Origin of the sequence: Sphingobacterium sp. xlx-96, from assembly GCF_011007365.1 — a bacterium.
Taxonomy (GTDB): Bacteria; Bacteroidota; Bacteroidia; order Sphingobacteriales; family Sphingobacteriaceae; genus Sphingobacterium; species Sphingobacterium luzhongxinii.
Genome location: NZ_WFKM01000001.1, coordinates 84958 through 106121 on the forward strand (window position 1 = coordinate 84958; position 21164 = coordinate 106121).

Sequence of the window (21164 nt, forward strand, 5' to 3'; positions counted from 1 at the left end):
AAAAGTCCAACATCAGTTGGACTTTATTTTTGTATTAAAAGTCAAATTTAATTCGGGCTCGGACTCCCCATTTCGATACATAGGGTTGGTCTAAATAGTTTAATCTTTTGACAAGATCTACCCGTAATATCTTGAAGATATTTGAGAGTCCCACACTCGCCTCCATATAAGGTTTGGAGCCAAAAGTGAAAGACGAGATTTCGCCATTAGAATTGGTTTGCCAAGCGTATACTTTGTTATTTAAAGTCGGATTATTTTCATCTCTCAATCCACCATATAGGGCTTTAAAACTAAATACTTCACGTAATTGAAGTCGTTTTATTAGAGGTATTTTATTCAAGATAAACCCATTCATATAGTACTGAACATTCATGGCGGCATGGTGATCCGATATAAATTCCATAAAGTTCATTAAGTTGTATGACTGCAATTGGTACGCGTAAGTCTGGTTGGCACGGTGTATTGTCAGTAGCGGGTAAGGAATATCTTTGCCCAGTGTATATCCTCCGTCCAACGTTACATCGGCATAGCCAAGCTGGGATAGGTATAGTCGTTTGAATGCAGTAGCGGTAAAATTGTGATAATTGTACTCCCCGTCCAGTAATCCTTTTATACCAGCTGTATAATTTAGAGTAAAAATAGGATACTTGTTGAAAATAGGTGTACGGTACAATTTACCTTGATAATATTGTTCATTTGGTGCCCAACGGATTCCTACGGACACTTCGGTAGTGTTTAATTCATTGATTAAATAAGGATCTCCTTGTTCAGGGCGCATTTCGTACCGGATCACACCTGCTGGCTGTTGTTTCCATTTACTTAAGCCTGCTGTGATCGAAAAATTATTCTGAAATTCGGCTTTATAGTCCAGCCGATAGATATCATTATAAAGGTAGCTCTCATTCTCACCACGTTTAAAAGATAACAATACATTATCTTCTTGGATAAACTCTAGGTTTTGTCCCGGGATTTTGGTGTCGTGCTGCACCGAAGCGCGAATATAATGTTGCGGAAACTTGTATACCGATTTATTATTTAAAGAATATGTTCCACTGACAAAATATTTCCATTTTTTATCGTTAAAACCATAAGCTGCATATGCCTCCGAATAAAAGCGGGTACTTAGACTCTCGGTTGTTCGGCCTCCTACACGTAACCTTAATCCTTCTACGGGATTGTAGCTGTAAAAAGTATTCACCGGACCTATCTCAACGGGCCCTGCCTGTTTATAACCAGACAATAGCAACGCCCCAATATCCATTATTCGTCGGAAGGAAGACATTAGCTGCAGGCTATCGATATTGTGGTATATGTTCATTTCCGAATTGCTCAGGGGTTCATGACGTAAACCAGCCCAATAGCTTTCTCTTACTTTTTCCGTCTGTGGTGGCGCAGGCACCCGCACGACGTCATCGCCAGCATAAATACTATCCGGTTGTTCTCTACCATTCACAAAGTCCTTGTAGTATACAATTCTGTTGCCCCGGATACCTTTACCTTTCTCTGTCAAGGCAAAATCAATTCCCAAGCTACTTTTATTCAAGAAATATTTATTTCTATTGTCTTTTTCAAAAGCTAATTCAATATTCAGATCCCGCACGAAGTTGAGATTAATATCATCACTCACTTTCATCTTAGCCCCCCGTACCGCATATTGTCCATCCAAAGTGATATATAGTTTACCTTGAAATAAAAAATCACTTTTGTTTCTCGGGAAAAAACTTAATTCAACAAGCCAAGGCTGATCCGATTTGATCGTATCCGTAATGTAAAAACGGTAAAATGTAGGTGAGCTATTTGCTATGGGACTTAAAAACTGATTCGTTAGCAAACTGATATTACTGTCGTAGATGTCTACCTTTTCATAGAGTTTGTTGAAGTAGTTAGAAAGTCCTTCGTTATCTATAAATTTAGGATCGAATTCGGCTTTTTGTTCAGCGATGATATATTGCTTCGTTTTCTTAGGATCGTTTCTATAATATACTTTGGAGACCTTCTCCTCTATAAAAGCCGGAAGGACATAACGGTCCGTGGCGGTCGAATCATCTTTTTGGAAAAGGAACTGATAGTTTTTGAAAACCTTTTTGTTAACAAATTTTGGGGAGAGGTTACTCAGTCCCAGAGATATTTTTTCATACTGTTCATATTCAACAAATTCTTGCCCAATCATTCTATTCTGATCCCTATGTGCGATTACCTGACGAATCAATTCGACAGCAGGATTATTCTTGTTGGAATACTTTAATTTGGGTCTTTTCACGACGACCTCATCGATGAGATTTTCAGGATCAAGCAGAATATCAAAATTTGTTTGATTATTACTTAAATCGAGTAAATGATCGTGATAACCTACATAAGAAATCCGTACCTTAACCTCCCGGCTAGGGAGTGTAAGATTAAAAATACCGTTATCATCTGAATATGTTTTTTGTTTTCCGGCTATCACTGCAACGGTAGCAAAAGAAATTGGCTCTTTGGATTGTTTATCCAAAATACGTCCACGTATTTGGAATTCCTGAGCATACCCTAAGCTGATAAAAAAAATACTTGTGATAAGGAGGGATATACCTTTATTGATTAGCGCCTTCATGTCTAAACATCTATGTTTTTACTTTTGACTTTAATACCTTTTAATTCAAAAGTTGTGATGCAAATTACGAGCATATTTTTCATATTTGAAAGTATTGCAAATGAGTTTGACCTTTTTATGATAAAAGTCTAATTGACTAACTTTTGCACTACGAAAAAGCTATGCTTGTTTATGTACCGCAGTTGAGACTTTATTTGTTCTTAGCGAGTTGAGCTTGATGAGGAGAGATAGGCTTGGTAGAGAAAGAGAGTCCGATTGAAGGAATTATTAATATATCCCGATATTCGAACTCTCCTGTGTTTAGCTATTTTTATTTTGGTAATGCCGGATTATTAATGAACTTTTCAAAAGTCTTTTTATTTTGATTTACCAACCATTCGTAAATTTTGGCCCCGTGACTCAGACGTTTTACACCCCATTGGGATAGATCATCGATGCTTGCCAGCTTAGGCGTCAAAAATAAATTTAACGGCAATTTACTCCCGCTTACTAAGGTTAAGATATCTGATTTCTTTTCAGCAAGTGGGATAAACAGACCATCCGCTCCAGCTTCTTGATAAGCTTTTGCGCGCTTGACAGATTCATCCAATGCAGTAGGATGTCCCGTCGTGTAGGTGTCAGCTCTTGCATTGATAAAGATGCTTTTATGGATCGATTTGATAGCTTGAATTTTTTCAACCAAAAGCTCTTGCTTACCGAGTTTTCTACTACCCTTTACGACTTTTCCATCTTCGAGATTGATACCTACAACGCCCGCATCAATCAGACGCTTCACGTTATTCGCGACTTCCTGTGGATTATCTGAGTATCCCGATTCAAAATCAACTGACACTGGAATAGAGACAGACTTGACGATTCGTTCGACCATGAATAGTATTTCATCTACAGATATTTTTTCTCCATCGGAATAGCCTAGTAGATTTGCCATGGCATGACTGGATGTTCCAAGTGTCTGAAAACCGGAATCTTGCGCGATTTTAGCAGATTGCGCATCCCATACATTACCCAATATTAATATACGATCCTGCTGGTGTAGTTTCTTGAATTTTGTATATGACATATTCCTCTCTATTGTTTTATTGGTAGAACAATAGAGAGGAATATTTGTTTGATTTTTTGCCTACTAATTTATTGCTCTCATTTCCATCAACTGAGAAGCGACCTTTCCATCCCAAATATATTTCTCGCGTTTACGTTTTTTCTTGTACTGGTATTCTTCGGCATTTTCGTCGATCACTTCTCCTTCCTCAATATCCTTGATGATTAGATTTGGATCTAGGTTATGCTCCGATGGGAAGAGAATTTTTTCTTCATAATAATAGATTCCAGCATCGCCCACTGTATATCGGCTAAACATTGGGAGGATTTCTCGTCCGTTCCAGCTGAAATAATAGTAATAACTCGGTACACCACAGGCTTCGCCCAAAAAGCCGATTCGAAAGATATTTTGCAAGCCAGATAATCCCATACTAGGCAAGAGCTTATACTCTGAGTAGCGTTGCTCGTCTAATTCAGCAGGGTAGTAGTCCTTACTTTTAAGATTCCTGTTCCTATCAAAGCATTTGACTTGTAGCATATAGGCCGCGGGGCTGTAGGATGTTTCTTTTTCGTACCTTAAAAAGCCAAAACTGAATATATTGCCTTCTTCGCTAACCAGTCGTCCCAAAGCCAGTAATCCAGACCAAATAAAGCCCTCTTTACGTTGACCGTCCTTAAAATAGGAAACTCTGCGCCAAGGGGCCTCAAACCCTCTGGCCATAGCGTTATTATAACTTTCCGATTTAATGAGAAGAGCTGTCTCCTGAGGCAAAGAGTCTAATAGACGGCCACGTGTACTTGGATAGTCTCTGATATAGGCAACGTCTGCAAAAACATAGGCCGTATCACCCACTTGTTTTTGCCAGAAACCATAATCATCCTCAGCGATATAAGCAGCAGCATCTTCCTGTGCATACAACGGAGCGGCACACACCAGCATCATCAAGCTAAAAAGTAAAGTTCTCATTTTATTATTCTCTGTTTTATTATTTACTGCTAAATACCGTAAAAATAAGTGAATACACAATCACTGAAAATAGGGATAATGCAAAAAGCCCCAAAAGGGGCTTTCGGTAAGGGGTTAAAAACTTATCCTAAACTAGCCAAACTCTCTTCTAGGATTTGAATTTTAGCTTCAGCATCAGTTTTTTTATTTCTTTCATTCTGGATGATCTCTGGTTTCGCATTTTGTACAAACCGTTCATTCGATAGTTTTTTGTCTACTGAAACCAAGAAACCTTTAAGGTATTCGATTTCCTTACTGATACGTTCCTTCTCAGCTTCTACATCAATATTATCAGCCGCCAATTTTACATAACACTCGCTTTTTCCGGCAAGGAAACTCAATGCCCCTGTTACCTTTTCCTGTACAAAAGTCAGTTTAGAGATATTTGCTAGCTTAATAATGCTATCCTGATATTTAGAAAAATCCATATCAGAAGCATTGATGGCCAAAGGCAATGCCGTTTTAGGTGACATCCCTTTCGAATTACGTATATTACGTACTTCAGATATTATTTGCTGTACAGCTGCAAATTCTTTAATGATCTGTTCATCAAAAGCCGTTATCTTTGGAAATTCAGCTACTATAACACAGTCTTTGGCATCGCGTACGCCGAATAGCTCGTCGTGCCACAATTCTTCTGTCAAAAACGGCATGAATGGATGTGCTAGCGTAAGTACCTTTTGAAACAATGATTTTACCGTTTCCAAAGTTTCAGCCTCAATAGGAGTTTGATACGCAGGTTTGATCAGTTCAAGGTACCAAGCACAAAAATCATCCCAGATCAATTTATACGTTGTCATCAATGCATCCGACAATCTATAGTTTGCAAAATGCTCGTCAATCTCTGCTAGTGCTTGATTAAAACGGTTTTCAAACCAAAAGGCTGCTGTTTTTTGTGCATCTGTTGCTGGCGAATCCGTAGTTTCTAAACCTTTTACTAGTCGAAAGGCATTCCATATCTTATTCGCAAAATTACGTCCTTGTTCACAGTAAGAAACATCAAACATTAGATCATTTCCTGCAGGAGAAGACAATAACATACCTACACGGACACCATCCGTACCATATTGAGCCATTAATTCAATAGGATCCGGTGAGTTACCTAAAGATTTAGACATTTTTCGGCCCAATTTATCACGTACGATACCAGTCAGGTATACATTTCGGAAAGGAGGTTTTTGCGTGTAGTCGTGTCCCATGATGATCATACGGGCTACCCAGAAGAAAAGAATTTCCGGTGCTGTCACTAGATCATTGGTCGGGTAGTAGTAGTTGAACTCCTCATTTTCAGGATTGCGTACACCATCGAAAACAGACATAGGCCATAGTCCCGAAGAGAACCAAGTATCCAAAACATCCTCCTCTTGGCAAATACCAGCAGCTGATTTACCCTGTGCTTCAAATTCTTTGATCGCATCCATTTCAGACTTAGCGACGACCCATTCGTTTTTGTCGTTGTACCAAGCAGGAATGCGTTGTCCCCACCATAATTGACGGGAGATACACCAATCTTTCACATTTTCCATCCAGTGCTTATACGAAGCAAAGAATTTTTCTGGGATCAATTTAATCGTGCCGTTCTCTACATATTCCAAAGCTGGTTTAGACAGTTCCTCCATCTTACACCACCACTGCATAGAAAGCTTAGGTTCGATAACAGCATCAGTACGCTCCGAAAAACCTACTTGAGATTTGTAGTCTTCAATTTTTTCGATCTGTTCGACCTCTTCTAAAAGCTTCGCTATTTTCTTACGGGCGATAAAGCGGTCTTCTCCGATTAAAATTTCCGCTTTGTCATTAAGGGTACCATCATCATTTAAGATGTCGATTACAGGCAAGTTATGCTTTTGTCCCAGTTGGTAATCATTTAAATCATGGGCAGGTGTCACCTTAAGACAACCCGTACCAAATTCAATGTCCACATATTCATCTTCAATGATGGGGATTTCTCGGTTTACTAAGGGCACTAATAGCGTTTTCCCTTTTAGATGTGTATATCGTTCATCATTTGGGTTGATACACACCGCAGAGTCGGCCATGATCGTCTCTGGCCTAGTTGTCGCTATAATAACATATTCGTCGCTATCTTTTACATTATAGCGGATATAGTATAATTTTTGATTGATTTCTTTCCGTATTACTTCTTCATCCGATAAGGCTGTTTTACCTTGCGGATCCCAGTTGACCATGCGCACACCACGGTAGATATAACCTTCCTTGTAAAACTTGATGAAGGTGTCTATAACAGATTCTGAAAGATCAGGATCCATGGTAAATTTGGTACGGTCCCAGTCACAAGAAGCCCCCAGTTTCTCCAACTGTTTTAGAATAATACCTCCGTATTTTTCTTTCCATTCCCAGGCATGCGTCAAGAAAACCTCACGTGTCAAGGATTTCTTATCAATACCCTGCTCTTTTAACATAGCGACGACTTTAGCCTCAGTAGCGATGGATGCGTGATCAGTACCCGGTACCCAACACGCGTTTTTACCTTGCATGCGTGCACGACGAATCAATACATCCTGAATTGTATTATTCAACATATGCCCCATGTGCAATACGCCAGTGACGTTTGGCGGAGGCATTACGATTGTGTAGGGTTCACGTTCGTCTGGTGTTGAACGGAAAAAACCATTTTCCATCCAATAGGAATACCATTTATCTTCTGCTTCTTTCGGATTATAAGTTTTTGCTATGCTCATTGCTATTAATATGGCGTAAAAAGTGTACAAAAATAAGGATTTAAGCTGTCAAATCCCACTTTCTTATATCAAATAAAGACAAGAAGATATACATACTGTTAAATATATGTTAATATCTAATTAAGAGATTGATAATTAAGTGTAAATTTGCTCGTTTTTAGATGGAAATAGGATGCAGAACTTTGTTAATGAGTTAAAGGCATTAGCTCGTTATTTTTTATTTTGGTTGGTTGTATGTTTTATTGACCGCTTTATCTTTATAATTTCTTTTTTTGAAAAAGTTAAAGATAAGCCGCTAACCGATGTATTAAACATTTTTTACCATGGATTGTTTTTAGACTTTTCGGCCGTTGCGTATATTTGTGTAATTCCTTTTCTACTTTATAGTGTATTGAGCTTTTTTTCAGAGGTTAAGTTTAAGCGTAAGGTTTTAGATGTTTATACCCTAGTCGTCCTGCTGCTGTATTTTGGAGTATCTTTCATCAATATCAATATCTACCGAGAATGGGGCGACAAGATATCAAAGCGGGCAATAGATGCATTTTGGGCTTCACCTTCGGGAGCAGTAGCTTCTGCTGAATCTACACCTATATTTGTTCCGATTGTGGGGATTATTGCAGGAATCGTTCTGGGGTATTATCTCTATAGGTATCTTTTCAAATCCGTTTGGTTTTTTAATATCAAAAAGCCGTTAGCCAATAGTTTAAAGTTACTTCTAGGGATTTTTATTCTGTTTACTTTCATCCGTGGAGGTTATGGTAGGGCTCCACTTAATCCCAGTAAAGCTTATTTCTCAGAAAATACGTTTTACAATCACGCTGCCGTGAATACCCAATGGTCCTTGCTGCGGGATTATTTCACACGGAGTACCTTATTACGTAATCCTTATGCATTTTATGATAATGACACGCTTCTCAAATCTAAACTAGAACCCGTTTTTACCAATAATCCAGATTCTAGCGTGCAGATTTTGACGATGAACCGACCTAATGTAGTGTTGATTATGATGGAAAGCTTCGTTGGTGATTTAATAGCTTCTTTGGGCGGCGAAAAAGGAGTCACACCCAATTTGGAGAAGTTAATTCAGGAGGGAGTTCTTTTTGACCATATCTATGCGGCGTCAGATCGTTCCGACAAAGGAATGATTGGCGTATTGAGTGGTTTTCCAGCACAAGGTCCAGAAAGTATTATTAAGTATATTCCCAAACATGAAAATATACCGGCAATAGGTGAGGATCTGGATCAAAATGGATACAGTAATTCATTTTATCATGGCGGTCAGAGCGAGTTTTACAACTTCAAATCCTATATGTTGACACATGGTGTCGACAAAGTCGTTGATCAGGCCAATTTTGGGCTTCATGAAGATAGAGCCTCATGGGGTGTATACGATCATGTGATTTTTAGTCAGATGCTGAAAGATTTTAAAAAGGAAAAACAGCCATTTTTCTCGACTATGTTTACCTTGATTAATCATGAGCCCTTTGAACTTAAAGGCGAATACAAGTTCGGCAAAGACAGTAATCCAAATAAATTTAGAAGCACAGCATATTATACCGATTCCGTTATTTTCGACTTTATAGAAAAGGCCAAGAAGGAAGATTGGTATGAAAATACCCTGTTTGTATTGGTTGCCGATCATGGACATCGCTTTCCCACTGAAAAATGGGACCTGTCACATCCCAAGCGATTCCATATACCATTGGTGTTTTTTGGAGATGTCATTAAAAAAGAGTTTCGAGGAAAAGTAATATCAAGAATTGGTAATCAGACCGATCTTGCTGCGACCTTATTGCATCAATTAGGAATTTCTACGGTGAGATATCCTTGGAGTAGGGATCTTTTTAATTCTGCAACTACTGATGTGGCATTCTATAATTCGAAAGATGCTTTTGGCATTATTACTCCTCAACAGACTGTATCTTTTGAAAATGTAGGTAAATCGATCAATTATCAGGCTAATCTCGACTATCCAAAGGTCAAGACAGATAGCTTGCTGGATATAGCAAAAGCCTATTATCAAGGCGTGTATAACGAATTTTTAGCGTATTAATTTACATCGTATGAAGAAAGCATTAACTGTAAAGGGAAATTGGAACACACTTTTATTGCTCCTTGTTGTTTTTCTTTTTTTACTTTTTATGTATGCCTTATTGCGATTGGGTTTCTACATGGTCAATAGTTCATTGTTTCCACATGTCGATAGCTTTTCTTTGATGACTATGTTAGTTGGCGGTGTCAAATTTGATATTGTGGCTATTCTGTATGTCAATATTCTTTTTATTTTATTGCAGGTGATACCTTTTCCATTCAAGTATAATATCGTGTACCAAAAGGTATGCAAATGGATCTTTGTGCTTACGAACAGTCTGGCCGCAGCATTGAGTTTGATAGATTACGCCTATTATCCGTTTACATTAAAGCGTACTACCGGAACAGTATTCAGCCAATTTTCCAACGAACAAAATCTCGGTAAACTCAGTGTTGATTTTATGATGGATTATTGGTACTTAGTTTTTGTCTTTGTAGGATTAGTTCTTTTGTTGGCTTATTGTTATGATCGGATTCGAATTCAACGCCCGGTAAGGACGGGGTGGGCTTTTTATATGATCCAATCTTTGTCTTTCCTTGCGATCATATTTCTATTTGTTGGCGGAGTGCGTGGCGGTTGGGCGCATAGCACAAGACCGATTACCCTAAGTAATGCTGGAGATTACGTGAAGAACCCTGAGGAGATGAGTATCGTATTGAATACTCCTTTTAGTATCTTGAAAACACTCAAAGCAATACAGCTGAAAGAACAGCATTACTTTTCTGAACAAGAATTAAATACTGTATATCCCGTAATCCATCGGCCCGATTCTTCAACCGGATTTCGTAAGCTGAATGTGGTCTTCTTGATCATGGAGAGTTTTGGTAAAGAGTATATCGGTGCTTTAAACAAGCATATAGATAATGGAAATTACAAAGGTTATACGCCATTTCTAGACTCTTTAATCGGCAATTCATTTACCTTCAATCGTTCCTATGCCAATGGACGGAAATCCATAGACGCATTACCTTCAGTTATCACGGGAGTTCCTTCCGTAGGTGAACCCTTTGTTTTGTCCATATATTCCGGTAATAAAACGACAAGTATAGCCAAGCTATTGGGAGATGAGGGCTATGAAACAGCCTTTTTTCATGGAGCACCAAATGGTAGTATGGGGTTTTCAGCTTATACACAATTGGCTGGAATCAAAAACTATTACGGCAAAAACGAGTACAATAACGATACTGATTTTGATGGCATATGGGGGATATGGGATGAGCCTTTTATGCAGTTCATGGTAAAAAAAATGAACGCCATGCGACAACCTTTTTTTGCAGGCTTTTTTTCACTCTCTTCGCATCACCCTTTTAAAGTACCGGAGCTGTATAAGGATGTATTCCCAAAAGGACCGCTTGCATTGCATGAGCCTATAGGCTATGCAGACAATGCATTACGTCAATTTTTTAATACTGCATCAAAGACCAATTGGTACAATAATACGTTATTCGTATTGTGTGCAGATCATACTAGCCTGAGTCACCTGCCAGAATATCAGACCCTACCAAATAGCTTTGCGATTCCTATTGTGTTTTATTATCCGGGAGGTAATTTGAAAGGGACATCAGACAAGCTGATACAGCAGATAGATATTATGCCTACAGTATTGAATTATTTACAATACCCAAAACCCTATTTTGCCTTCGGTTTCGATGCTTTTGATAAGAAACAGGATAATTTTGTCGTGAATACGATCGGTGAAACATACAATCTTTTTAAAGATGATTATTTTATGACTTATGATGGGGAAAAGCCTACCTCCTTGTACAATGTTAAGAAAGATGCTATGCTTAAAGATAATCTGGTCGATCGCTATCCTGTTGTCAAAGACAGTTTACAACGAAAAGTTCGAGCCTTTATTCAGCAATACAACTATGGTATGATCCACAATAAGTTGACTGCAGATTAAAAAAAATACACAATCAATAATTGTTCTATTTTAAATTGCTGTTTGCATGTTAATGGGCCAACTTGTTCGAAGTTTACTTTTATTTCATGGAATCAGCAACTCATTGTCTTGCGCATCAATGGAGGCAGCGTTCGTGCAAAAATAGGATAGCAATTAGATATCGGCGCAATTTGGCGTAAATATATCAGGGAATATTTTATGAAATTGGTACTTGAAATTATATATATCTATTTGCGTGAGCATTATTTACGCCATAAGGGTTGCTCAAAATTATAACGTAATGTAAAAGCTTGTTGGTTATCCACCCGTCCCTTTGAAAAGTGAAACGAAGCGGTCAATTTGCCTTCAATAGCACCGGTTTTGAAAGGACTCCATCCCAAATCTAAACGATCATATTGGGCACGGTGATAAAATGAATCCCCGTTAGGTAGGTTTTGTGCTTCGCCGATATAAATGGTATTGGTCAAGGCAAAGTTTTTATAACCGATGTGTTGTGTCGAAATCAAACCCTTGGCCGTACGCATTTCATATTCGGTACGTACACGATCAAAGCCAATAACTCCTCCTGCATCAAGAGTTAACGAATCAAACACGGTTCTATGGCTGAAGTCCAGCCCCACTTTTGCAGTTATCACCGCATTATCTTGTATATGTTCTTCGATCGCATCATTACTGGTCAATGCATTGTGATATAATATGCCTGCATGCTCGATATAAAATAAGCCTTGTTGGTAGCCACCTGATATACCCGCGACAAACTGCTCGCGATAATTGTAACTTTGTTTACTCAGCCAATCTATAAAAATACGTTGTTTAAATCGACCTTTACTGTATTGAAAATACATGCCTTCGAGATTTGGACGATCATACATCAATGTATCTGCCATGACCAATCGTGGTATATCCTTAAGACGTTCATAACGAGGGATAAAGCCTATCGCAAAATCAATGGTAGATGAGTTGTAATTGTAATAAGCGATTGGATTAAGTCGTTGTTTGTTTTCCGGATGCTTTCCAAAATCCTGGTTGTAATGAATTCCTCCATATAGGCGGTGTCCACCATCGATTTTAAAATAAATTTGAGGAGAGACGATCGTCCCAAAAATAGTTTTTGGCTCTGTATAACTGGCTCCAAACTCTCGGTTATCGGCATACCCGAAAAAATCTAATTTGAATCCCACTTCCTGAGCACGTACACATTGGCAGCCCACAAAAAATAAAGCTAGAAATAAACATGTAATAGGTGAAAGCAAATGATGCATGGTAATTTTTTTAGAATAGAAAAGGTCGCCTACTAAAGACGACCTTTTAATGATATGTTTATTTTAGATTATACTTCTAATAATAGACGGGCTGGATCTTCCAATAATTGTTTTACGCGAACTAAGAAACTTACCGATTCTCGTCCGTCAATGATACGGTGGTCATAAGAAAGAGCCACATACATCATAGGGCGGATAACAACTTGACCATTTTCTGCGATAGGACGTTGTACGATATTGTGCATACCCAAGATCGCAGACTGCGGTGCGTTGATGATAGGAGTAGACATCATTGACCCAAATACACCGCCGTTTGTGATTGTAAATGTGCCACCAGTCATTTCTTCTATTGTCAATTTGCCATCTCTAGCTTTAGTAGCTAAGTTGATCACTTCTTTTTCTACTTGGTATAAGCTCATTGACTCTGCATTTCTGATAACAGGGACAACCAGTCCTTTTGGAGCAGATACCGCGATAGATATGTCCGCAAAATCAGAATAAACGATTTCATTTTCTTCGATACGTGCATTTACTGCAGGCCATTCTTTTAACGCTGTAGTTACTGCTTTTGTAAAGAAAGACATAAAACCAAGACCTACACCATGTTTTTCTTTAAACATGTCTTTGTATTTAGCTCTTAAGTCCATGATCGGCTGCATGTTTACCTCGTTGAAGGTCGTCAACATAGCTGTCTCATTTTTAACAGTTACCAGACGTTTGGCAATAGTTTTACGAAGAGAACTCATTTTTTCACGACGCTCATTGCGAGCACCAGTTATTACAGGAGCAGGAGTAGAAACTGCTGCGGCTGGCTTAGATTCAGCCTTAGGAGCTGCTGGTTTAGCTTGCGCTTTTTCAGCATCTTCTTTTGTGATACGACCATCTTTTCCTGTACCTTTTATCGTCGAAGGGTCTATTCCTTTTTCTCTCAATATTTTAGCCGCTGCCGGTGAAGCCGTACCAGCTGCATATGAATCTGGATTCTCAGATGCTTCAGTAGCTTGTGCTACAGGTGCTGATGCTTGAGCTGCAGGTGCGTCAGCTTTTTTATCCGCTGCAGGCGCGTCACCATCTTCGATAGTACATACTACTGCACCTATCTCTAAAGTATCGCCTTCTTGTGCGATGATGCGAAGAATACCGGCTTTTTCGGCAGGTAATTCAAATGTAGCTTTGTCTGATTCCAGTTCGGCAATGTTTTCGTCCATTTCGACGTAGTCGCCATCTTCTTTTAGCCATTGTGCTAAGGTTACTTCGGTAATTGATTCACCAACCGTAGGGACTTTGATTTCTAAGCTCATATGTGTTCTTTTTAAAACCAACGTTGTATATATCTTATTATATACAACGTTTAGCTTTTATAAATTGTTTATGCGAATGCTTTATTAATGATTGCCTCTTGTTGAGCGATATGTTGTTTCATATAGCCTGTAGCCGGACTTCCGCTCTCTTTCCTTGCGATTACATCAGTAAATTCAATTTCAGACCTGCGGAATTTACGGCAGTAATATGGCCATGCGCCCATGTTTTCGTTTTCTTCCTGAACCCATATGAACTCCGTAGCTTTACTATATTTCTTACGAATAGCCGACAATTGGTCTATCGGTGCAGGGTATAATTGTTCGATACGCACGATAGCAACATCATTATGCTTATCCGATTGCTGTTTCTCCAATAAGTCGTAATATACTTTACCTGAACAGAAAAGTACACGTTTTACAGAAGCTGCTTTAACGGCATTGTCATCAATCACCTCTTGGAAGTTTACTTTTGTAAAATCTTCTAGTTTAGAAACAACCTTTGGATGACGTAATAAACTCTTAGGTGTAAATACAACCAGCGGTTTACGGAAATCGCGGACCAATTGGCGACGTAGTAAGTGGAAGTAGTTTGCTGGTGTAGTACAGTTGGTAACGATTAAGTTATCATTTGCACACAACTCCAAGAATCTTTCAATACGTCCGGAAGAGTGTTCTGGACCCTGTCCCTCCATACCGTGAGGTAATAGCATAACCAAACCGTTAGAACGCTTCCATTTCGTTTCGGCACTACTTAAGTACTGATCGACAATGATCTGAGCACCATTGTAGAAATCACCAAACTGCGCTTCCCATATCGTAAGGGCTTGTGGATTTGCCGAAGCATAGCCATATTCAAAACCTAAAACACCGTATTCCGAAAGAAGGGAGTTGTATATGCTAAATTTATCGCCGCCTTTAACATTGGCCAATGGTACGTATTTCTCTTCCGAATCCTCTAATGTCAATACAGCATGACGATGCGAAAATGTACCACGTTGTACATCCTGCCCAGAGATACGGACACGCTTTCCTTCATTTAGTAAAGTCGCGTATGCCATCAATTCGCCCATCGCCCAATCGTAAGCATCTTTGTCAATCATAGAAGCACGATCTTCAAATAGCTTAGATATTTTACGGAAGAATTTCTTGTCTTTAGGCAATGTTGTAATCTGCGTAGCCAACTCTTTAAACGTTTTCGTCGAAACCTTAGTCTCTGTAGGTTGGAAGATATCCGCGCGCTTAGCTGGGCGTAAACCTTTCCACGCACCACCAAACATAGGTACCTCTTCTTCTAAGCTTTCTACTGCTTTCGAAGCATCGAGTTGAGTTTGTAGATAGTCCTTGAATTCTTTCTCTACTTCTTTAGCATAAGAAGCCTCGATAGAACCTTCGTCTATTAGTTTTTTTGCATACACCTCTTTTGGATTAGCATGCTTTTCTATCAATTTGTACAACAAAGGTTGTGTAAACTTAGGTTCATCAGCTTCGTTGTGTCCGTAACGACGGTAGCATAACAAATCGATGAAAACATCAGTTTTATATTTTTGACGGTATTCAACTGCTAGATTGATCGCGTAGACTACAGCCTCAGCGTCGTCCCCATTTACATGGAATACAGGTGAAGAAGTGATTTTTGCGACATCCGTACAGTATGTACCCGAACGTGCATCTTTATAGTTTGTCGTGAAACCTACTTGGTTATTGATCACGATATGGATTGTACCGCCGGTTTTGTAACCATCCAACTTGGACATTTGAGTTACTTCAAAAACGACCCCTTGTCCAGCGATAGCTGCATCTCCATGGATTAAAATCGGAGCGATCTTCGATGAATCGCCGTCATATTTCATGTCTATTTTTGAACGTACCATACCTTCGACAATAGGGTCTACCGTCTCAAGATGTGATGGATTGGGTGCTAGAGACAGGTGGATATGTTTACCTTTGTCTGTTGTGATATCTGATGAATAGCCTAAGTGGTATTTTACGTCACCACCAAATTGCAATTCAGGATCTTCCTCTTTGTACATCTTACCCTCGAATTCCGAAAGGATAGTTTTGTACGGTTTACCCATGATATTGGCCAATACATTAAGACGACCGCGGTGTGCCATACCGATCATAAATTCCTGTATGCCCAGATCAGCACCTTTCTCCATTACAGAATCCAGAGCCGCTATTAAACTTTCAGCACCTTCTAGAGAAAAACGCTTTTGACCCAAAAACTTTGTTCCCAAGAAGCTTTCGAAAACTACAGCTCTATTAATTTTTTGTAAAATGCGTTTCTTTTGCTCTGTCGTGTATTTGGGCATGTTACGATCCGCTTCCATACGGTCTTGCAACCATTTTATTTTTTCCGGATTACGTATATATTTAAATTCAGCGCCTATAGAACGACAGTAAGTGTCTTCGATAAGTTGACGGATGTCACGTAGCTTAGCAGGACCTAGGCCGATTTCAACACCTGCATTGAATACAGTGTCCATGTCAGCTTCAGAAAGACCGAAAGTCTCCAACTCTTTACCCGGATAGTATTTGCGACGTTCACGGACCGGATTGGTGTGTGTAAACAAATGACCACGGTCTCTATAGCCGTGAATCATGTTCAATACATTAATTTCTTTCAGCGCATGCTCTGAAACATTTTCAGTGTCGATACTGACACCTTCAGCACCTTGACCAAATTCAAAACCTTCAAAAAATTTTTGCCATCCAAAATCTACCGAATTTGGATCTTGCTTGTACGCTTGATATAACCCATCGATATAGCTCGAATCGGCGTTACTCAAATATGTCAATTTATCCATTTACTTTTGATATAATCAATAAGAATTTGCCAAATTTAGGAATTAAATAGGAGTTTCGAGTATTGAAGTTTAAGTTTTTGCAGTTAAATAGTGTCAATTTTAACACTAAAAATTTAAATGGCATATTTGGATAAATAAAGCCTTGTAAGAGTTTAAATTACTTCCCTTAAAACGTCATTTTTCACCTTGTACCAGTCGGCTATACTTCTGTTGTTTTTAAGACTAGTTCCTTGGTTGGCCATGTGCGCCCAAAAACCATAAATCGTTGCTGGAGCATAATCAATAAGCTGTTGCTCGAACCATGCAGCACCTGCAAGCCAGTTTTCATTAAGTTCGTAGATGAGATATAAGGCTGTTATCTCCCTCTCCTTACGTGTTAATCTACCTGTTTTATTCAATTTTAACATTAAATTGTTTACCGTTTGACTATCCGTAAGGCCTTGAGTCCATAGCGAAAGACTATTATTTTCCGAGGGTTCTTGTTTATTTTTAAAATAGCAATTAGGGTATTTTTTTAACATAAAGCGAAAATAGTCCCGCATCATTAAGCTCTCTATAAAGGCATTCATCCCCTTTTTGTTCTTCGAATTGATGTTTTTGTTCAAATAATGAAAGGTAAATGCAGGGGATAGTACCCCCAAGGCGAGGTAGGGAGATAGATCCGTATAACTTTCCATGTTTATCTCCGTGTCTTTGACCAGTCTTGTCAAAGCGTCAAAAGCAGCAGATTCACCAAATTGATCGGTGGGTTTTGTTGAACTTAGTTTAAAAGGAAAATTAGTTTTCTCAAGATGCGGAGGGGTACTCACCTTTTGTATATCCGCTACACACTCCCTCACGAAACTCTCTTTGACAACCTTTTTACGGAATGTATTGAAATCATTGGGAATGTCTCTGATAGGGAAGGCCAGGTCTTCTTTGTGGTATAAGGTGTGGCCGATAAAATGGCGAAGGTTACGTTTTACTTTCCATAATGACTCCTCTACAAGTTCCGAAATGGTTGTTTCTCGTTGTGCTACTTCACGATGGTGATATACCTCGTCGACATCGTATTTTTGTACCAATTGCGGGATAATCTCTTCGGGATATCCTTGATACGTCAATAAATCACCACCAAGTGATTCTAGCTTGTCTTTTAAGGAAAGTACGGTTTGGGCAATGTAATCTGCTCGGGATTTCCCGGTGTTTTGAAAACCGAATTTGTTTTCTTCATAATAACGAGGGTCGAAAATATAAACCGGAATAATAAAATCTGCTTTCAGAACAGCATTCTGGAGTACCTCATTGTCATGGGTACGAAGATCATTCCTAAACCAAACTAAAATAACCTTTTTGCTCATTTACCTACCACGTACTATTATTTAGATTAATTTCAAGTGGTGTAAAGATATTACATTTAAGGTATTATGCCGTGCGAGATATTGAATATTTACAATATTTAAACAAATCATCTTTAATAAGTCAAAATGTGTTAATTTCCTACTTATTTTTTAGATAAAATGAATAAACCGTTACTTTTGCGAAAACAAATTAATGGTAAGTACACTTATTGTAGGTATGAAAGCTAAAATAAGTATAGCGTGATGAATTTATTATTGTGTGGGTTGAATTCCTATCTTGGCCGTGCTGCTTTGTCTTTTTTACCTGATTCGGCGCATAAAGTTTTTGGTATAGTTAGAGATGTCGATCTTTTAAAACGAAAGATGAGCGCTGATCTCAATGTTACAATTTTTCCAGTGGATCTTATAAAAAAAGGAAAATCCTTTGATGATTTTCACATAGAATCATTGGATTTGTCTATTTATTTTGCGCAGAGAAAAAATCAAAAAGATGGACTCGGTATACAGTATGAGCTTTTGTCATTACGTAATTTTATTTTTCTTTCAAAGCGCGCAGGATGCAACCGTGTTGTATATGTAGCGAGAGCCTATGATACTGGGTGCCTGATGGCGGTCGAAGATCTCTTTCAAGAGTTGGGTGTACAGTATACTATTCTATTAAAAGATCTCGCTGTTGGAAGTGGTAGTTCTTTTGAACGGCTTATGGACGAGATGTTGAAAAACAGGTTGATCTATCTTTATTCCGAATTGGGGAATATAAAATTCAAACCTATACTGTTGTCTGATCTTTTTTCTTTTATAAAAAAGGTGAACTGGCAAGATAGCTTTATTTGTCAATGGATCGAGTTTGGTGGTGAGCGAATTATGGATATGAATGAGCTAGTACAGTGTTATATCACTCAACGCGGTGTTCAGATGGGTTATAGAGTGTTTTCTCTGCCCAGTAAGAAGCTTGCAGTATGGTTTAATAAATTGTTGTATGGCATAGATAGCCAGTTGTACGATGATTATCTGTTGGGGATGATTGGAGCCCAGATTACCGATAATACCCTTTGGAAGGAACAAGTAGACTTTGCAACCATACCTATAGAGCGCGGACTATAAGACGCAATGTCAAACTGACTTTTTTCTACAAGAAACTGTTTACTATGAACATGAGGAACTTTTACGATTGTCAAAGTAATCCTGATGCTATGAAAGTTTTTTTAGCAGAAATATTCTATTATTTTTGCTATTCAACTTATAAAAAGATATGGGATACCCTAGTTTAGCGGCTTGTGTTGCCGATTTGGAACAGCATGGACATTTAGTACGGATAAAGGAAGAAGTTGATCCATATTTGGAAATGGCCGCTATTCATATGCGTGTTTTTGATGTAGAGGGGCCAGCATTGCTATTTGAAAATGTAAAGGGATCCAAGTTCCCGGCTGTGTCCAATTTGTTCGGTACATTGGATCGATCCAAGTTCATGTTTCGGGACACGTTGACACATATCAAGAAGCTTGTAGATGTCAAGATGGATCCTTCAGCTGTACTGAGAAATCCCTTTCAGTACATTGGTTCCTCTGCAGTGGCTTTAGGTGCTTTGCCCTGGAAAAAAAAATCAAATGCTCCCATCAGCTATGGTAAAACCCAAATCAGCAAACTGCCACAGATCGTAAACTGGCCTATGGATGGTGGTGCCTTTGTGACTATGCCGCAGGTATATACCGAAGACATTGCACAGCCTGGCATTATGAAGGCCAATCTGGGAATGTACCGCATTCAACTTTCAGGCAATGATTATATTCAGGATCAAGAAATCGGGCTTCATTACCAGCTGCATCGCGGTATCGGTGTACATCAGCAAAAGGCCAATGCGTTAGGCAAGCCTTTAAAAGTGAGTATATTCGTCGGAGGTCCTCCTTCGCATCCCTTGTCGGCAGTCATGCCGTTACCAGAAGGGCTGTCAGAGATGATATTTGCCGGAGCGTTAGGTAATCGTAGGTTTAGATATTTCTATGATGATGAAGGTTTTTGTATTTCTGCCGATGCTGATTTTGTGATCACAGGTACCGTCTATCCGAACGAAAACAAACCTGAAGGTCCATTTGGTGATCATATCGGTTACTACAGTTTGACCCATCCCTTCCCATTGATGCGCGTACATAATGTATACCATAAAAAAGACCCTATTTGGTCATTTACTGTAGTAGGGCGGCCACCACAAGAAGATACTAGTTTTGGAGCATTGATCCATGAGATTACAGGGAGTGCTATTCCTAAAGAAATAGCAGGATTAAAAGCCGTTCATGCAGTCGATCCAGCGGGTGTACATCCTTTGCTATTCGCTATCGGTCGAGAGAGTTATACCCCCTATCAGAAGGTTGATCGTCCTCAAGAGATCTTAACTATTGCCAATCAGATCTTAGGTAAAAATCAATTGAGTCTCGCTAAATACTTATTTATTACAGCCGATGAGGACAATCCTCAGCTCGATATCCATGATATTCCAGGTTATTTAAGCCATCTTCTTGAGCGTATAGACCCAACGCGCGATTTGCACTTTCATACCAATACTACAATAGATACATTAGATTATTCCGGTGATGGCCTGAATGCAGGTTCTAAGGTGGTGTTTGCAGCGGCAGGATCCAAGAAACGTACGCTAATCACACAGATGCCAGCAAATATGGATTTGCCAAGACCTTTTAATAATGCCAAATTGGCTTTGCCAGGGGTGCTCATTTTGGATGGGGCCACATTCACGTCTTACGAAGAGGAACAGGCTATTTTAGCGTCTTGGTGTGAAGCTGCTAAAGAGGTAGATTTCGAGGGTATTCCGATGTTGGTCATCGCAGATGATGCAGGATTTACCGCCGATAGCATCAACAACTTTGTCTGGGTTACATTTACCAAGTCCAACCCCGCTTTCGATATTTATGGCATCCGTTCATTTACCAAGTTTAAACATTGGGGTTGCGAAGGGCCAGTTATTATCGATGCGCGCCGTAAGCCGCACCATGCCCCAGATCTGATTAAAGACGAAACGGTAGAACGTCATATCGATCGATTGGGGGCAAAAGGAGGATCTTTGTACGGTGTTATTTAATAATATGTTAAAAACTATTAAATACTAGG

The 21164-nt window shown here is 39.1% G+C and carries 12 protein-coding genes; 4 read left to right on the forward strand and 8 right to left on the reverse strand.

The genetic code is table 11. From position 1 onward, the window contains the following. Nucleotides 1–34: 34 nt before the first annotated feature. The 4 genes from G7B20_RS00420 to G7B20_RS00435 all read right to left on the reverse strand — a co-directional run bounded on the left by G7B20_RS00420 (nt 35) and on the right by G7B20_RS00435 (nt 7336). Nucleotides 35–2590 carry a DUF5686 and carboxypeptidase-like regulatory domain-containing protein gene (locus G7B20_RS00420; RefSeq protein WP_164108072.1) on the reverse strand — a complete coding sequence of 852 codons (2556 nt, stop codon included), beginning with the start codon at nt 2588–2590 and terminating at the stop codon, nt 35–37. 310 nt (nt 2591–2900) lie between these two features. Beyond that, nucleotides 2901–3650 carry an isocitrate lyase/phosphoenolpyruvate mutase family protein gene (locus tag G7B20_RS00425; protein ID WP_164108073.1) on the reverse strand — a complete coding sequence of 250 codons (750 nt, stop codon included), beginning with the start codon at nt 3648–3650 and terminating at the stop codon, nt 2901–2903. A gap of 63 nt (nt 3651–3713) precedes the next feature. Next, nucleotides 3714–4595: a hypothetical protein gene (locus G7B20_RS00430; RefSeq protein WP_164108074.1), complete on the reverse strand. Its 882-nt coding sequence runs from the start codon at nt 4593–4595 to the stop codon at nt 3714–3716. A 122-nt stretch (nt 4596–4717) separates the two neighbouring features. Next, nucleotides 4718–7336, reverse strand: a complete 2619-nt coding sequence (locus tag G7B20_RS00435) for a valine--tRNA ligase (protein ID WP_164108075.1) — start codon at nt 7334–7336, stop codon at nt 4718–4720. Nucleotides 7337–7508: 172 nt separating this feature from the next. Between G7B20_RS00435 and G7B20_RS00440 the strand changes: the two genes are divergently transcribed. Beyond that, nucleotides 7509–9389, forward strand: a complete 1881-nt coding sequence (locus G7B20_RS00440) for an LTA synthase family protein (RefSeq protein ID WP_164108076.1) — start codon at nt 7509–7511, stop codon at nt 9387–9389. Nucleotides 9390–9399: 10 nt separating this feature from the next. Next, nucleotides 9400–11334, forward strand: coding sequence for an LTA synthase family protein (locus tag G7B20_RS00445; RefSeq protein ID WP_164108077.1), 1935 nt, complete (start codon nt 9400–9402; stop codon nt 11332–11334). Nucleotides 11335–11576: 242 nt separating this feature from the next. Here the strand turns inward: G7B20_RS00445 and G7B20_RS00450 are convergent, their stop codons facing one another. The 4 genes from G7B20_RS00450 to G7B20_RS00465 form a co-directional block, all read right to left on the reverse strand. Continuing rightward, entirely contained in the window at nt 11577–12596 is a 1020-nt protein-coding gene (locus G7B20_RS00450; protein ID WP_240452772.1) for a hypothetical protein, read from the reverse strand. Between the two features lie 68 nt (nt 12597–12664). Further along, nucleotides 12665–13897, reverse strand: coding sequence for a 2-oxoglutarate dehydrogenase complex dihydrolipoyllysine-residue succinyltransferase (gene odhB / locus G7B20_RS00455; protein ID WP_164108078.1), 1233 nt, complete (start codon nt 13895–13897; stop codon nt 12665–12667). A gap of 68 nt (nt 13898–13965) precedes the next feature. Further along, entirely contained in the window at nt 13966–16704 is a 2739-nt protein-coding gene (locus G7B20_RS00460) for a 2-oxoglutarate dehydrogenase E1 component (RefSeq protein ID WP_164108079.1), read from the reverse strand. 152 nt (nt 16705–16856) lie between these two features. Next, a complete protein-coding gene (locus tag G7B20_RS00465) occupies nt 16857–18044 on the reverse strand; it encodes a deoxyribodipyrimidine photo-lyase (RefSeq protein WP_164108080.1) in 1188 nt (395 codons plus the stop codon). Between the two features lie 240 nt (nt 18045–18284). On the opposite strand from G7B20_RS00465, the gene G7B20_RS00470 reads away from it, so the two are divergent. Both G7B20_RS00470 and G7B20_RS00475 read left to right on the forward strand, forming a co-directional pair. After that, on the forward strand, nt 18285–19148 hold the full coding sequence (locus tag G7B20_RS00470; protein WP_164108081.1) for a hypothetical protein: 864 nt from the start codon (nt 18285–18287) through the stop codon (nt 19146–19148). A gap of 148 nt (nt 19149–19296) precedes the next feature. After that, nucleotides 19297–21135, forward strand: a complete 1839-nt coding sequence (locus G7B20_RS00475) for a UbiD family decarboxylase (protein ID WP_164108082.1) — start codon at nt 19297–19299, stop codon at nt 21133–21135. The last annotated feature ends 29 nt before the right edge of the window (nt 21136–21164 follow it).

What these genes read in the sequence shown, in the direction of transcription:
- G7B20_RS00475 (WP_164108082.1), top strand. Translation starts at nt 19,297, where the DNA reads ATGGGATACCCTAGTTTAGCGGCTTGTGTTGCCGATTTGGAACAGCAT.
- G7B20_RS00445 (WP_164108077.1), top strand. Translation starts at nt 9,400, where the DNA reads ATGAAGAAAGCATTAACTGTAAAGGGAAATTGGAACACACTTTTATTG.
- G7B20_RS00430 (WP_164108074.1), bottom strand. Translation starts at nt 4,595, where the DNA reads ATGAGAACTTTACTTTTTAGCTTGATGATGCTGGTGTGTGCCGCTCCG.
- G7B20_RS00435 (WP_164108075.1), bottom strand. Translation starts at nt 7,336, where the DNA reads ATGAGCATAGCAAAAACTTATAATCCGAAAGAAGCAGAAGATAAATGG.
- odhB (WP_164108078.1), bottom strand. Translation starts at nt 13,897, where the DNA reads ATGAGCTTAGAAATCAAAGTCCCTACGGTTGGTGAATCAATTACCGAA.
- G7B20_RS00420 (WP_164108072.1), bottom strand. Translation starts at nt 2,590, where the DNA reads ATGAAGGCGCTAATCAATAAAGGTATATCCCTCCTTATCACAAGTATT.
- G7B20_RS00460 (WP_164108079.1), bottom strand. Translation starts at nt 16,704, where the DNA reads ATGGATAAATTGACATATTTGAGTAACGCCGATTCGAGCTATATCGAT.
- G7B20_RS00450 (WP_240452772.1), bottom strand. Translation starts at nt 12,596, where the DNA reads ATGCATCATTTGCTTTCACCTATTACATGTTTATTTCTAGCTTTATTT.
- G7B20_RS00465 (WP_164108080.1), bottom strand. Translation starts at nt 18,044, where the DNA reads ATGAGCAAAAAGGTTATTTTAGTTTGGTTTAGGAATGATCTTCGTACC.
- G7B20_RS00440 (WP_164108076.1), top strand. Translation starts at nt 7,509, where the DNA reads ATGCAGAACTTTGTTAATGAGTTAAAGGCATTAGCTCGTTATTTTTTA.
- G7B20_RS00425 (WP_164108073.1), bottom strand. Translation starts at nt 3,650, where the DNA reads ATGTCATATACAAAATTCAAGAAACTACACCAGCAGGATCGTATATTA.